Consider the following 15270-nt stretch of genomic DNA (forward strand, 5'->3'; position numbering starts at 1 on the left):
CACTCACCTTTTCACTTTTAATCTTTGTTTCTTAAAAGAGGATTCATGCGAATATCCTTTTTTTCAATTGTCATTGAAATGTGATCACTTGTCAGTTGATCAACCACCCCACCTACAATATTTAAAGCAGGTATTAATACAGCAGGATCACCGATAGCAGATATGACAAAAGGCGCTGGATGCTGAACTCCATCAACTGTGACAACTGGGCCGTTACAATGTATGGATGATTGGTGTGTAATTCTTTGTCCATTAATCGATACAGCAGATGCCCCTGATATAAACAATTCGTTTATCACATGAAAAATGTGGCTCTCATGAACAATGTAATTATTTACATTTTTTCCACTCGGGATATAAGATGCATCTTCAAGAGATACTTTTATTCCTTTCCCTTTTACACCTATTTCCCCAGTAAACATTCTATATTTTTCAACATCTTCCAAAACATTAAAATACTGCTCTTTTTCATTCTTTAAACTGGACTCTATCGCTTGAACCTTTGTTTGAAGGTTATATAGTTCTTTTTCGAGTTTCTGATTTTCCTTTTCTTGCTTTGTCTGCTGACTTTTCAATGAATATTCTTTTTTCCATTGTTCTGTTCGATTGACATCTGCCTGATGTTGCTTGGTATATTGATATGAAAAAGAAATCAGAAACCCAAGAACAAGCATCACAATTGAGAATATCACTGTTTTGCCTCTCAATGTTCATCTTCCTTTTTTCTAGACTTGAAAGCTTCAAAATACGTCGCTACTTCCATATGAATAATGCCTTTCTCAGATGAGGAAAGTTCTTTAACAATGGCTGGATAGGTTTTCATTTTATCGGCGAATGTTTTAATTGATGCGATTACAGTGTTTCCATCATTCATATAAAATTTCACAAGCCACTGATTTGAACTTGTTGGCACATAATACGCTTCTGAGATGAGTTCCTGAATAGAGACTGGCAGTTTATTCAAAGATCTAACTGTTTGCTTCAATTTCTCTTTATTGTCCCAATCGACAAAAATAGGTCCTGCCTGACTTGGCGTTACTTCATCTGGTAAAGTTGTCCCATTTTCAAGAAGCTCATAATATAGATTTCCCTTTTGAAGATACGCAATGTTTGAATATTCCTTTACATCAATACTGACCTTATTAGGAAAATGTTTTTTAATAGTGACACTTTTAATTAGTTGATTTTGCTTAATATGATCTGCTGTTACATCTTTATTTAAATTCCAAAACTCTGTCTCGCCTTCTTTAATTTGTGAAAGATTAGCAAGCTGTTTTGTTGATAAATGCTCGTTACCCGTAATGGTTAAAGAAGAAACTTTACTAATAGGTGTTTGCAAATAAATAATGATTAAAACCATGATAAAAAACAACAGAATAAAAGAAATCAGTCTCCGATTCGCTTTCTGCTTTCTTTGTTCTTTAATTTTAGGAATTCGCTCTTCTATATTGACGATCTTTTCATTTTCATGATCAGGCCGCATATATACTCTTCACCTCATTCAAAGCTGCTTGTCCACACCTTTGGGTCAATGCTTATCTCATTTTGATTAGAAAACAAACGGCATGAAAGAATGCCGTTTGTTTGCCTGCGATGCCATCATTCATAAAAACTAGCTTTTAATTTGCTTCACCAATAATCTCTACTTCTGTATGCATATCCACATTGTAGTCTTCTTTAATTTTGTTTTGAATGTACTGAATTAAGTCCAACACATCTTGAGCCGTTGCGCCACCAGCGTTGACAATAAAGTTTCCATGCATATCAGAAATTCTTGCTCCACCAATCTGATATCCTTTTAAATTCGCCTTTTCTACAAGCTGTCCTGCATATTCAGGTAATGGATTCCGAAAAATACTGCCTGCACAAGGTCGATTATAGGGCTGTGTTTCCTTGCGATAGTCTTTATTTTGCTGCATTTTTTTTGTAATTTTCTTGCGATCATTCTGTTTGAGCTTGAACACTGCTTCAAGGACAATGCCTGGTCGTTCTTTTTGAAGTACAGAAGTTCGATAGCTAAAGTTCATTTGCTCATTCGTTAACCATTCAATACTTCCATCTTCAAATAAGATTCTAGCTTTCACAAGAATGTTACTGATATCTGACCCATGTGCCCCTGCATTCATATAAACAGCACCACCAATCGATCCCGGGATACCGGCTGCAAATTCCAATCCTGAAAGACCCTGCTTACTAAGAGAAGTTGCAAGTCGTACAATAGAATATCCGCCGCCAACTGTAATTTCTTCTTCATGAACAGTTAAATGATCCAGTCCTGCACCTAACTTCAAAACCACACCACGAATTCCTTTATCAAGTACAAGTAAATTAGACCCTCTCCCAATGACCGTCCAATTCGCATGCTGTTTTTTTACATGATCCATAATCGTTTTGACTGCGTTAACATCTTTTGGGATAACCAATAGATCTGCTGGCCCACCAATTTTCATAGTCGTATGATTTGCAAGCGGCTCATTTTCAAGCACTTTACCAACCTGCGCTTCTAATAATTCATTCTTCAAGTTCTCCATATTACCCTCCGCTTTACCTATTATCATTCACTCATCTAGTCACAATTTCTTTTAACACATTATATAAACGTGTGGCCGCATCTGGAACTCCGAGTTCTTTCGTTAAACGGCTCATTTGGTTTAGTTTCTCTTCATTACCAGCAACTTCATCAATTGCATGCAACAATCGATTTCCTGAAAGCTCTGATTCTCTTAATACGATAGCAGCATCATGCTTTTCAAGTGATCTCGCATTGATTTCCTGATGATTTGCCGTCACGTATGGACTTGGAATGAAAATAGTCGGTATTCCAAGAGCTGTGACTTCAGCAATCGTTGTCGCTCCTGCTCTTGCAACAATGACATCAATTGATTTTAAATACTCCGGCATTTGATGCAAGAAAGGCTTTGTGATCATATTCGGTGCTGCACTTTTTTCTTTTAATTCGTTCAGCACTTTTTCATAATGAACCTCACCTGTAATATATAAAAGCTGGTAGTTCTTTGCCTTTAATTCATCTTGCATGTCAATCACTGCTTGATTGATTGGAGCTGCACCTCTGCTCCCGCCAAAAATGAGAACCGTTTTTTTCTTCTCATCCAGCCCGAACTCTTTAAGGGATTTCCCCTCTTTAATAGAGACGACTTCAGAGGCTCTTGGGTTTCCCGTAAAAACAACCTTTTCAGAAGGAAAATGTTCCTTTGCTTCTTCAAAGCAGATGGCTACCTTATTAACATATCTCGCCAGAAACTTATTGGTGATACCAGGCAGGCTATTTTGTTCGTGAATAATGGTCGGTATTTTCAGCTTAGAAGCCGCATAAACGACAGGACCACATACATAGCCTCCTGTTCCAATGACAGCATCTGGCTTAAACTCTTTTAAATAAGCTTTGCTTTTTTGAACTCCCTTTAGGAATCTCATCACCGTTTTTACATTATCAAAGGAAAGCTTTCTTTTAAAACCTGAAATTTCAATTGACTTAAAAGGTATATTTTCTCTTTCTACAATTTTCTTTTCAAGCCCATTCTCAGTACCAATATATAAAAATTCCACATCAGGATGCAGTCTTTTCACTTCTTTAATAAAAGCTAGCGCCGGATAAATATGTCCGCCTGTTCCGCCTCCACTAATAACTATACGCATTATACCATTTCCCCTCAATTTTTTTTTGCTCTGAACAAAGTATAAACCCTGTTTTAAACAACAGGGCTCCGTCAAAACCTGTAAAGAAGAGTCAAACATCATGTTTTCGAAACAGAAACTGCCATTTTCACTCTTCAAATCATTTTTTTATACTTTTGCAAAATAAAAGTCTATATGGTTTGATGAACTAGCAGCACATTAGTATCTAGCGTACCTGCTTACATTCAAAAGCACGCCAATGGCCATCAGCATTAATGTCAGTGATGAGCCTCCATAACTTAAGAATGGGAGCGTGATACCTGTCACAGGGATAAGACCAGTGACAACTGCGATATTAATCATTACTTGAATAGCAACCATTGAAATGATGCCTACTGCTAAGAAACTTCCGTATAAGTCTGGTGCTCCAAGTGCTATTCGTATGCCTCTCCATAACAGAACACTAAAGAGTAACAAAATGAGCGATCCGCCTATAAAGCCGAGTTCTTCAGACAATATCGCAAAGATAAAGTCCGTTTGAGGCTCAGGCAAATAGAAGAATTTTTGTCTACTTTGACCAAGACCCATTCCAAACAAACCGCCTGGACCAACAGCGTATAAGGATTGGATAATTTGAAACCCGCTGCCTAGTGGATCCTCCCAAGGATTTAAATAAGAAGTGATTCGTTTTATTCGATAGGGTGCTGATAAAACAAGTGCAGTAAATCCGCTAAGCCCTAAAAGACCGAGAAAGATAAAGTGAGCAATTCTCGCACCTGAAACAAATATCATAATAATACAGGTTCCAACCATTACCGTTCCTGTACCCAAATCTGGTTGCAGCATAATGATGGCAAATGCAGAAAATACAATGCCTAACGCTGGCGCAAAGCCTTTACGGAAAGACGTGATATTCTTTTGCTTTTCAGATAAGAATTTTGCAAGAAACGCAATCATCGCAAGCTTCATAAATTCAGAGGGCTGAATACTAAACGCACCGACACCGATCCAGCTTCTTGATCCATTTCTCTCCATACCGATCCCAGGAATGAGTACGAGCAATAGGAGAAGAAAACAAAAAGCAATCAATATCTTTGACCAAGTCCGCCACGTCCAATAATCGACTCGCATAATGAAAAACATCGCGATAACTCCGATTCCAGCAAACAAAAGCTGTCTTTTTGCAAAATAAAACGAATCATCAAATTTATACGATGCCCACACAGCACTTGCACTGTACACCATAATTAAACCAATCGTCAATAAAAGTAACGTAATGACAACAAGCAAAAAATCCGGAGAAGTTTTCTTATTCGTCAAGAGACCGACACCCCAAGCATAATTTCATTTGGGCTGTCAGTCATATGAGAGACAAGCCCTTATTTAAGCATATGCACGGCGTTTACAAACATGTCTCCACGTTCTTCAAATGTTTTATGTTGATCCCAGCTTGCACAAGCTGGAGACAATAAAATCACGTCTTCTTCTTCAGATATGCTAAACGCCGCAGGTACTGCTTGTTCAACATTATCGACATGTTTTACGTGATGTATTCCCAGCTCTTCACCAAGCTTCACAAACTTAGGTGCAGTCTCACCAAATGTGATAATTCCTTTCACATTATTCATAAAAGGTTTTAATTCATCAAATTCATTGCCTCGATCTAGTCCGCCCACTAGTAAAATGGTCGGCTGTTCGAAGGCTGATAATGCTTTACTTGTAGCAAGTATATTTGTCGCTTTACTATCGTTATAAAATTTTCTACTTTGAATCGTATCCACAAACTGCAAACGATGCTTTACTCCACTAAATGTTGTGAGAACGTGGACAATCGCTTCATTTGAACAGCCTGCATTTTTCACAACACAAATGGCTGCCAGAATATTTTCTAGGTTATGCTCACCAGGAAGGACAACATCCTTCAAGTCGATGACATGTTCATTCATATAGTAGATAGCACCATCTTTTATAAAAGCTCCATATTTTACTGGCTCTTTTACCGAAAAAAACATTTTTTTCGCTTTTGATCCTTCTGCTAATTTGACGACAGATGGATCATCTAAATTTATTACAGCTATGTCATTTTCATGTTGATGTGCGTACACTTTCTGCTTTGCTTTTTCGTATTCTTCACGAGTGTGGTGATAGTCTAAATGTGCGTCAAAAATATTTAATATTAAGCTGATTTTGGGTCTGAATTCAACTGTTCCCATTAATTGAAAGGAAGAGAGCTCAGTAACGATCCATTCATCATCTTCTGCATTTGCAGCGACTTCACTTGCAACCGTTCCAATATTACCTGCTACTAGCGTTTTTTGACTATCTTTTTTGAGCATTTCATAAATCAATGTGGTGGTAGTGGTTTTTCCATTCGATCCGGTTATTCCAATAAAAGGAGATGAGGTCAAATAATAAGCTAATTCTATTTCAGTCCAAACTGGAATTTGGCGGCGAATCGCCTCTTGGACCATCACATTCTCATAAGGAATTCCAGGGTTTTTAATTAAAACCGTAATTTCTTTATCATCGAACATACGAAGAGGATGAGAGCCACAAATGACATCAATCCCCTTTTCAGAAAGTAGCTGAGCAGGCTCATTTTCTTCAAACGATTTTTGATCATTTACCGTTACATTTACTCCGTATTCGTGAAGAATTGAGGCTGCCGCATATCCGCTTTTTGCAAGACCTAGTACTAGTACATGTTCGTTTTTTAACATTTGCATCTTATTCAATTATAACCACACCTCGATGTAAATTCCTAAAACAGCAAGCAATAAACCAGCTGTCCAGAAGGTGACAACCACTCTCCACTCAGACCAGCCAACTAACTCATAGTGATGGTGAAGCGGGCTCATCTTAAAGATTCTTTTTCCAGTTGTTTTAAAGGAGATGACTTGAAGAATAACGGATAACGTTTCAACAACAAATACTCCTCCAATAATGACGAGTAAAATTTCAAGTTTCGTTAAGATCGAAATCGCTACAATGGCACCGCCTAAAGCCAGGGATCCTGTATCACCCATAAATACTTTTGCAGGGTGCGCATTAAAGACAAGGAAACCAAGGACGGCTCCAGCGACAGCGACAGAAAAGATTGCCACATCATATTGAGATTGATTCCAAGCCAGTATTGCAAAAGCTCCGAAAGCAATAGCAGCTGTTCCAGATAATAGACCATCAAGTCCATCCGTTAAGTTCACCGCATTAGAACCACCGACAAGCATGAAAATAACGAGGATAAAGTAAGCCCATCCTAAATCAAAGCTCACATCCGTGCCTGGAATGCGTATCGTAGTTGCAAACTGATAATAATGGAAGACTGCATAAAATACCACGGCAATCACAATTTGACCGACCAATTTCTGTTTTGACGTTAATCCAAGATTCCGCTTCATCGCTACTTTAATATAATCATCTAAAAATCCTAATAAACCATAGCCAAGTGTGACAAATAGAAGTAAAAACATTTCTGGACTAATTTCAGAGAATTTGTTGATCATCACAATCGTTGTAATCGTGATAGAAAAGATAATCATAATTCCACCCATTGTTGGGGTACCTGATTTCTTTTGGTGAGACTGTGGGCCTTCTTCTCTAATACTCTGGCCAAATTTAAGCCTTCTTAAAAACGGAATAAAAATCGGGGATAAAAGAACACTGATTAAAAATCCCATTATAATTGTAAACAATATTACCTGTTCAAGCATCGTTCTTTACTCCTTCCGAATTTCCAAAGCCGTTTTCCATCAGAAAATAGCATTCATTTTTATGATATTCATTCGTGTCTTTCATATGTTGTTTTTGTACAAAATGCTCCATTACATTACACTCTTTTCATCATTTTAAGATTTGTTTAGATCTAAAATAGCGTCCACTGCAACCTTTGCATCATCAAAGTCGTAGACTTGATCGCCAATAATTTGGTACGTCTCGTGGCCTTTTCCCGCTATTAAGACTGTATCGCCTTTGTTGGCATTGGCAATCGCAAAAAAGATCGCTTGTTTACGATTCACAATGCTATGATAATATGCTTCTGGCACTCCATTTTCCATGTCTTTGAGAATAGCTGTTGGATCTTCACTTCTTGGGTTGTCTGATGTAAATACGGGCTCATCTGCATATTTCACAGCGATTTGGGCCATTTGTGGGCGCTTTGTTTTATCACGGTCCCCACCGCATCCTATCACGCAGAAAATTCTACCTTCTGTTAATTCTCTACACGTTGTGAGTACATTTTCTAAGCTGTCAGGTGTGTGCGCATAGTCAATGATGACAGGGAAGTCTTGATCACAGTTCACAAGTTCAAATCTTCCTTTGATTCCCTCCAGTTCTTCAATTGCACTGACGATCATATTAAATGATAAGCCGGATACAATGCCTACTGATACACAAGCCAGGATATTATACACATTGAACTTCCCAATGAGGGCAACTGTCACATTTTTTGTGCCAATTGGTGTGATCAAATCAAATTGTGTTCCCTTTGGCTTAATTTGAATATTCTTTGCCATCACATCTGCTTCTTGCTCTAAGCCATAAGTCATGATTTCAGCACCTGTGACTTTCTCAAAATAACTTGAAGCTTCATCATCGGCATTTAAAATGGCATGCTTTGGCTTATCATGCTGAAAGGCACTTCCTAGCTGGGAGAATAGCAAGCTTTTCGCGTGTTTGTATTCTTCCATTGTATTGTGGTAGTCTAGATGATCTTGCGTAAGATTTGTGAAAACGGCAATATCATAATCACATCCATGAACCCGGCCAAGATGCAATGCATGTGATGATACTTCCATAATAGCTGTGTCTACATCTCGATCAAGCATCTGTTTAAAGGTTTTTTGAAGGGTGACACTCTCTGGTGTTGTATTTTTGACTTCAAGGATTTCATCGTTCACCTTCATATACATCGTACCAATTAAGCCTGTTTTCTTATCGGCTTTTCTCATCATTTGCTCTATCATGTGTGTTGTTGAGGTTTTCCCGTTTGTTCCAGTGATACCTATTAGATTTAGTTTATGCGATGGCTGCCTGTAAAACGCATCAGCTATTCTTGCAAGTGCTCTTTGAGAGTGTTTCACAATAATGACTGGTACATCTGTTATGTTAAGAGGGTGTTCTGCTACAATAGCAGCAGCTCCGCTTTTCACCGCTTTTTCAGCGTAATCATGTCCATCTACTGTATAGCCTTTTATACAGACAAAAAGGCTCCCTTTTTTTACCTCTCTTGAATCCATTTCAATGGAAGTGATATCGGGATTTTCGTTTATTGATTCGTTGTTTTCATTTTTAAAGTATGTAAGGAGTTCCTGTAATTTCATTTCATATCAAACCTCTCAAATTCGTTCACGTGCATGTCTTGTGAAAAAAACACACAGTCTATATTTTATCGTAAAAAAAAGGATACATCCAGCGAATTCCTTAAGTTTCTCTTGGAAAAAACACACTTTATGCTCATTTTTTAAAACTGTCCATCCCTTTCAACAGAAAGAAGTAGCCGAATGAGTGCGGCTACCCTCTGTTCATTCTTTATTATTCGTCGTTTAAGTATAGTCTGATCGTGGAGCCTTCTTTTACTTTTGTACCGGCAGCAGGCGATTGCTTCACAACTTTACTGCCAGTTCCTGACGCATCGATCTTTAAGTTAATGAGGAGTGATTCAAGGTCAGAAACAGATCCCCCTACAAGATTCGGTATCTCAATGGTTTTTGTGTCCAGCCACTGGTACTTCTTTTCAATTTGTCCTGTTCTTTTTTTTACACCCATCTCAGGCAGGCTATCGCGCATAATATGGCCGACGATTGGTGCTGTTACTGTACCACCAAATTGGATCGTGCCCTTTGGGTTATCAACGGCTACATATACAACGATGCTCGGATCATCAGCAGGGGCAAATCCGATAAATGACACAATGTGGTTATTTTCCATATACTTACCGTCTTTTACCTTCTGTGCTGTTCCGGTTTTCCCACCAACCCGATACCCTTCAACAAATGCATTTCGCCCAGTACCTTGAGCTACTACACTTTCAAGTGCATATCTGATTTCTTTTGAGGTCTCATTTGAAATCACTTTCTTCTTAGCAATAGGTGATTGCTTTTTCACTACCTCTTTTGTGGTCGGATCCATCCATTCTTTTGCAATATAAGGTGTGTAAAGCGTTCCACCATTTACCGCTGCAGCCACTGCGGCTACTTGCTGAATCGGTGTTACGGATACACCTTGACCAAAGGCAGTTGTTGCCTGCTCTACAGGACCTACACGATCAAGAGGGAACAAAATACCTCTCCCTTCTCCTTGAAGGTCGATTCCAGTTTTTTGTCCAAAGCCAAAATTTTTAATATAGGAAAATAATTTATCTTTTCCAAGACGCTCACCTAACTCTACAAATCCTGGGTTACAGGAGTTTTGAACCACTTCTAAAAATGACTGTGATCCATGCCCGCCTTTTTTCCAGCATCTGAGTCTTGCTCCATCCACTGTCACAGATCCGCTGTCAAAAAAATGGTCGCGTTTTAAATTTACTTTATTTTCTTCTAATGCTGCTGCGAGTGTAATGATTTTAAACGTCGATCCCGGCTCATATGTGCTCCAAACCGGTAAATTCCGGTTAAACACTTTCGGATCAACTGATTGATAGTCAGCTGGATCAAAATCAGGTCTGCTTGACATTCCTAGCACTTCACCATTTTTCGGGTTCATTGCAATGGCGATCATGCCATCTGGATTATATTTTGCCTGTGCATTGTCTAATTCTCGTTCAATGATGGTTTGTACTTTAGAATCGACCGTTAATTTCATATCAAGACCATCTTTAGGCGGTGTATAATCATCTGCTTCATCTGGCATTTTTTGTCCTTTTGCATCAGAATAGAATTTCACAGATCCTTTTTCACCTTTTAGGTCATCATCATAGTAAGCTTCCAGTCCAAGTAAGCCTTGATTATCAATTCCAGCAAAACCTAATACATGTGATAAGAAGCTTCCAAATGGATAATGTCTGATACTGTCTTCTGCTACATAAATCCCATCTAAATCAAGCTTTCTCACTTCTTTGGCTTTTTCATGAGATACTTTTCTACCCTCTGGAGAAATTCGCTCTATTGATGTTTTCTTGGTAACGTGCTTGTACGCTTTCTCCTCAGACATATTAAGCACGGCCGCTAGTTTCTTGCTTGTTTCTGCTGGGTCTTTAATTTGGCGAGGCACAGCCAAAATGGATGGAGCACTTTTGTTCGTTGCAAGCTCTACCCCATTCCGGTCCAAAATATCCCCTCGTTCGGGTTCAAATGGGAGGTTACGGCTCCATGAATCTTTTGCTAAGCTTGTCAGCTTTTCGCCCATAATAAACTGTACATAACCTAATCTAGTATCTATAATAAAAAAAATGATCACCCCAAACAGCAGCACGAAAAGCAATCGTTTTCTCACTGTTACACTTGACACTCGCACGCCCGGTTCACTCCTTACATATGGCTTGTTTCCATGATATGCAGGCCCGTCCTTTTATAGAACGGTCTAAGTGTCTCCCTACACAACAAAAGAAAAAACCTAGCAACGATTTGCTAGGTTTTGCATTTAATTTGGGCTTTTAAAAGTCACAGTGACGACTTTATCTGAAATCTTTGCTCCACTTTTCACACTTTGTTTGACAGCATATCCTTGACCATTTGTTTCTATATGCACACCGGAAATGGACGCATATTGAAGTACTTCCCTTCTGGACCAGCCCGTCATATCAGGCATCTTAATGGTTTTTCCTGCTGTTTTCAAAAAGACTTTCTGGCTTTCAGAGAATTCAGAGCCTGCACTCGGCCACTGGCGTTTAATGGATAGACCATCGCCAATGACAACAGGAGTTAAGTTTTTATTTTTGGCTTCGGTTTCTGCCTGCTTCACTTCTAAATCTAGGAATGAAGGCATTGTTTCTTGTTTTACCTTTTGTTCGCCTGATGTTTTATCGCCTGTTTTCGTTGGTGCGATATTTAAATAGAGCAGACTATTTTTCATAACAGGGTTAAAGATTTCCGAAACTGGGGCAGAGCCTGTTTGTGTTTCAGATAACTGAGGCTGTTGTACGGCCACATAAACAAGTAGCTTCGGATCATCCTTTGGCGCCATACCCATAAACGAAAAAACGTAATCGTTTCTGCCTTGGAGGTAACCGCCGGCCCCGCCAATTTGTCCTGTTCCTGTTTTTCCAGCGACGTCAAAGCCTTTGATTTGATACGGCTGACCTGTACCAATTTTCGATGAAACAACCTCACCTAAAATGTCACGAACTTGCATGGCTGTATCAGAAGAAATCGGTTTTCCAGCCACTGTTGGTTCGTGCTGCAAGATCGTTTTATTTGTGTTCGGGTCTGTAATATGGTCGATTACATATGGCTTCATCATCGTTCCGCCGTTTGCAATAGCTGTAGCTGCTTTAATTTGTTGAATTGGTGTAATGGCGGACGCTTGACCATAAGCAGTCGATGCTTTGTCATATTCATATCTGTAATTGATTTTACTAGACGCTTCGTTCGGCAAGTCTATTCCCGTTTTGTCATGAAAATGGAATTTTTGCAAGTATTGTTCGTATCGCGTGAAGCCTAACTTTTCCTTTGCCAGCTTCGCAAAGGCCACGTTTGACGAACGAAGAACACCTTCATGAAAATCAATTTCCCCCCAGCCATTTCCGTTGTTGTGGTCTCTTACAAGGTCGCCGCCTACTCTATAAGTACCAGATTGATAATTGTCACTTCCTTGGTATACCCCTTCTTGGATCGCTGCAGCGAGTGTAAAGATTTTCATCGTTGAACCAGGCTCAAACGCATATGAAATGACATCATTGTTATAATTCGTAATGTCGAGTTCATTTAAATTAAAACTTGGCCGCTGTCCCATAGCGAGAACTTTTCCAGTTTTCGGATCAACGACTGTTGCAATGATTTTCTTCGGCTTATATTTTTTAGCGACCTGCGTCATACTTTCTTCAAGAAACGCCTGAATTTTTTGATCGATCGTTAACGTGACGTTTTTCCCATCCTTCGGGGCGACAATGTCTTCTTTGCTATTTGGAAGAGCCCAACCGCTTCTGTCACTATTATACGTAACATAGCCGTCTTTTTCTTTTAAATATTTATTCAGCGCCTTTTCAAGACCCATCGCACCTGACATGTCCTTGGTTGCTTCATCTAATCTAGCATAACCGATTAAGTTAGAAGCAAACATGCCGTTTGGATAATACCGCTTTGTATCTTTTTCAAAGGCGATCCCAGGAAGCTTTAGCTTCTCAATTTTTTCCTTTGCTGAAAAACTAATATCCTTCCCGGCTCTGCCAAACTCGACTTGGAACGCATCCTTTGTATTCAGACGCTTTAAAATTTCACTTTCGCTCATATCAATTACTTTTGACAGCTCTTTTGCTGTCTTTTCTTTGTCGACGACATGCATCGGATGCTTTGGATCCACCGTCATTTTCTTGCTCATGATCGCAATGAGCTTATAAACAGATGTATCCTCTGCAATTACTTTTCCATTTCGGTCTAATATTGATCCTCTTTTGGCTTCAAGTGTTTTCTTCGATTGATATTGTTCATTTGCCTTTGCGGCTAACACTTGTCCATCAACCGTTCCAGTAATCTGAATATAAATAAAACGTGCAAGGATGATAAAGAAAAACAGGGCGAAGCAAATACTCGCAATTGCCGCGCCTCTGTTCATCATTTTATTCTTTTTGGGCATCGCCATGTTAATCGACCTTCTTAACATCTTTCGATATGCTTAAGCCTGCTTTTTTAGCGGCTTCAATAATTCTCTCTGGTTCACTCAGCAGGTCTTTTTCCTTTTGTAGCTCTGTAATCTTTTTCGATTCTAATGACACTTGCTGTTCTAATTTCTGCACTTCGATATTTGTGTGATAGACAGCAAAGGCTTTAGAAATGATGAGAATGGAGCTGCACATAAGAGCCATGACAAACATGACAAATAAGATTTTTTCACCAAGAGTAATAGGACCTCTTCTTCTAATGACAACCGATTGGCCTTGCTGCTCTGTTTGATATTGCTTTACTTCTCTTTGGTAAGCCAAATTACTCATAAGAAACCTCCTTTTTATTATCATCTATGGTGTCGTTTACTTTTTTTCTGCAATTCGGAGCTTCGCTGAACGGGCACGGTTGTTATGTTCCAGCTCTTGTTCTGATGCGACGATCGGTTTTCTTGTGATCAGCTTCAGTTTTGGTTCAAGTCCTTCTGGAATCACTGGTAGTCCGTGCGGAAGTTCTGGAAGAGAAGACATCTCTTTAAATGTACTTTTACATATCCGATCTTCAAGTGAATGGAATGTAATGACAGAAATTCTCCCCTTCGGATTGAGTAACTCTACTGCTTGTTCTAGTGCTTCTTCAAATACTTTCAATTCGTCATTTACGGCAATTCGGATCGCTTGAAACACCCTTTTCGCTGGATGTCCGCCAGTTCGTCTTGCAGGTGCAGGAATTCCTTCTTTGATAATGTCTACAAGTTGACCAGTTGTTTCAATTAGCGCTTTTTTTCTAGCTTCTTCAATTTTGCGTGCGATTTGCTTGCTGAATTTTTCTTCCCCATATTTGTAGAAAATCCGAATTAGATCTTCAAATGGCCATTCATTCACCACTTGTTTAGCTGACAATGCAGCTGATTGATCCATTCGCATGTCAAGAGGTGCATCATGATGATAACTAAAACCTCTCTCTGGGGTGTCGAGCTGAGGAGATGAAACCCCAAGATCAAAAATCACACCGTCTACGCTTGTTATGCCTTGTTCATTCAGGCGTTCTTTTAAATATAGGAAGTTGCTTTTTATGAAAAGAATGTTCGCTTTTGCATCCGCGAGCTTCTTTCGTGCATGATCCAGTGCAGCGTCGTCTTGGTCAAATCCAATAAATGTACCTTTTTCTGATAATTGAGATAGTAAGTATGAGCTATGACCTGCGCCACCTAGCGTGCAGTCCACATAAGTACCGTCTTCTTTGACATTTAAACCGTCAACTGTTTCTTTTAATAATACTGTCTCATGTTGAAACATGATGTTATGGTCCCACCTTTTTCAAATAAAAATGAATGTGTAGAAAGCTTGCTGCACAAGGGATTATTATATATCAAATCCAATCATGTTTTCAGCAATTTCAGCAAATGAATCTTCTTGCTCTTCTGTATATTGTTCCCAGATCGACTTACTCCACAACTCAATTCGATTTGAAACGCCGATGACCACACATTCTTTTTCGAGTTTTGCATATTGGAGTAGGTTTGATGCGATATTTATGCGTCCCTGCTTGTCCAGCTCGCATTCGACTGCGCCAGAGAAGAAAAACCGGGTAAACGCACGTGCATCTTTTTTCGTTAGCGGAAGTGCTTTGAGCTTCTCTTCGATTAGTTTCCACTCACTCATAGGGTAGCCAAATAAACATTGATCAAGCCCTCTCGTCAGCACAAACTGTTCTCCGAGACCATCTCTAAATTTAGCAGGGATGATCATGCGCCCTTTTATATCAATCGTATGTTGGTATTCACCCATGAACATGATTCAGAGCCCCACTTTCTCACCCTTACTCTCCACTATCCACCACTTCTCTCCACAAAACTTATTTTACACTGTTTCTACAT

The 15270-nt window shown here is 39.2% G+C and carries 13 protein-coding genes; all 13 read right to left on the minus strand.

Features of this window, described 5'->3' with window-relative positions:
* Positions 1-17 precede the first annotated feature (17 nt).
* A complete protein-coding gene (locus tag LC033_RS03810; RefSeq protein WP_226566938.1) occupies positions 18-707 on the minus strand; it encodes a DUF881 domain-containing protein in 690 nt (229 codons plus the stop codon).
* Positions 704-1483 carry a cell division protein FtsQ/DivIB gene (locus LC033_RS03815; RefSeq protein ID WP_226566939.1) on the minus strand — a complete coding sequence of 260 codons (780 nt, stop codon included), beginning with the start codon at positions 1481-1483 and terminating at the stop codon, positions 704-706. The genes LC033_RS03810 and LC033_RS03815 overlap by 4 nt, the downstream gene beginning before the upstream one ends.
* Before the next feature lie 136 nt (positions 1484-1619).
* On the minus strand, positions 1620-2531 hold the full coding sequence (murB, locus tag LC033_RS03820; RefSeq protein WP_226566940.1) for a UDP-N-acetylmuramate dehydrogenase: 912 nt from the start codon (positions 2529-2531) through the stop codon (positions 1620-1622).
* 31 nt (positions 2532-2562) lie between these two features.
* The gene (murG, locus tag LC033_RS03825; protein ID WP_226566941.1) at positions 2563-3657 is read right to left on the minus strand and encodes an undecaprenyldiphospho-muramoylpentapeptide beta-N-acetylglucosaminyltransferase; all 1095 of its coding nucleotides are present in this window, start codon (positions 3655-3657) and stop codon (positions 2563-2565) included.
* A 198-nt stretch (positions 3658-3855) separates the two neighbouring features.
* Positions 3856-4956 (minus strand): stage V sporulation protein E, encoded by a 1101-nt coding sequence (spoVE, locus tag LC033_RS03830; RefSeq protein WP_226566942.1) that lies wholly within the window; start codon positions 4954-4956, stop codon positions 3856-3858.
* A 59-nt stretch (positions 4957-5015) separates the two neighbouring features.
* Complete coding sequence (gene murD, locus LC033_RS03835; RefSeq protein WP_376776400.1) at positions 5016-6362, minus strand: UDP-N-acetylmuramoyl-L-alanine--D-glutamate ligase; 1347 nt, start codon at positions 6360-6362, stop codon at positions 5016-5018.
* Positions 6363-6371: 9 nt separating this feature from the next.
* Positions 6372-7346 carry a phospho-N-acetylmuramoyl-pentapeptide-transferase gene (mraY, locus tag LC033_RS03840; protein WP_226566944.1) on the minus strand — a complete coding sequence of 325 codons (975 nt, stop codon included), beginning with the start codon at positions 7344-7346 and terminating at the stop codon, positions 6372-6374.
* 135 nt (positions 7347-7481) lie between these two features.
* A complete protein-coding gene (locus LC033_RS03845; protein ID WP_226566945.1) occupies positions 7482-8957 on the minus strand; it encodes a UDP-N-acetylmuramoyl-L-alanyl-D-glutamate--2,6-diaminopimelate ligase in 1476 nt (491 codons plus the stop codon).
* A 211-nt stretch (positions 8958-9168) separates the two neighbouring features.
* Positions 9169-11088: a stage V sporulation protein D gene (locus LC033_RS03850; protein WP_226566946.1), complete on the minus strand. Its 1920-nt coding sequence runs from the start codon at positions 11086-11088 to the stop codon at positions 9169-9171.
* Positions 11089-11214: 126 nt separating this feature from the next.
* Entirely contained in the window at positions 11215-13365 is a 2151-nt protein-coding gene (locus tag LC033_RS03855; protein WP_226566970.1) for a penicillin-binding protein, read from the minus strand.
* A 7-nt stretch (positions 13366-13372) separates the two neighbouring features.
* A complete protein-coding gene (gene ftsL, locus LC033_RS03860) occupies positions 13373-13720 on the minus strand; it encodes a cell division protein FtsL (protein WP_226566947.1) in 348 nt (115 codons plus the stop codon).
* A gap of 36 nt (positions 13721-13756) precedes the next feature.
* Positions 13757-14689 (minus strand): 16S rRNA (cytosine(1402)-N(4))-methyltransferase RsmH, encoded by a 933-nt coding sequence (gene rsmH, locus LC033_RS03865; protein ID WP_226566948.1) that lies wholly within the window; start codon positions 14687-14689, stop codon positions 13757-13759.
* Between the two features lie 66 nt (positions 14690-14755).
* A complete protein-coding gene (gene mraZ / locus LC033_RS03870; protein WP_226566949.1) occupies positions 14756-15187 on the minus strand; it encodes a division/cell wall cluster transcriptional repressor MraZ in 432 nt (143 codons plus the stop codon).
* Between the last annotated feature and the right edge of the window lie 83 nt (positions 15188-15270).

This window comes from Bacillus stratosphericus, assembly GCF_020524495.1.
Lineage (GTDB): Bacteria > Bacillota > Bacilli > Bacillales > Bacillaceae > Bacillus > Bacillus stratosphericus_B.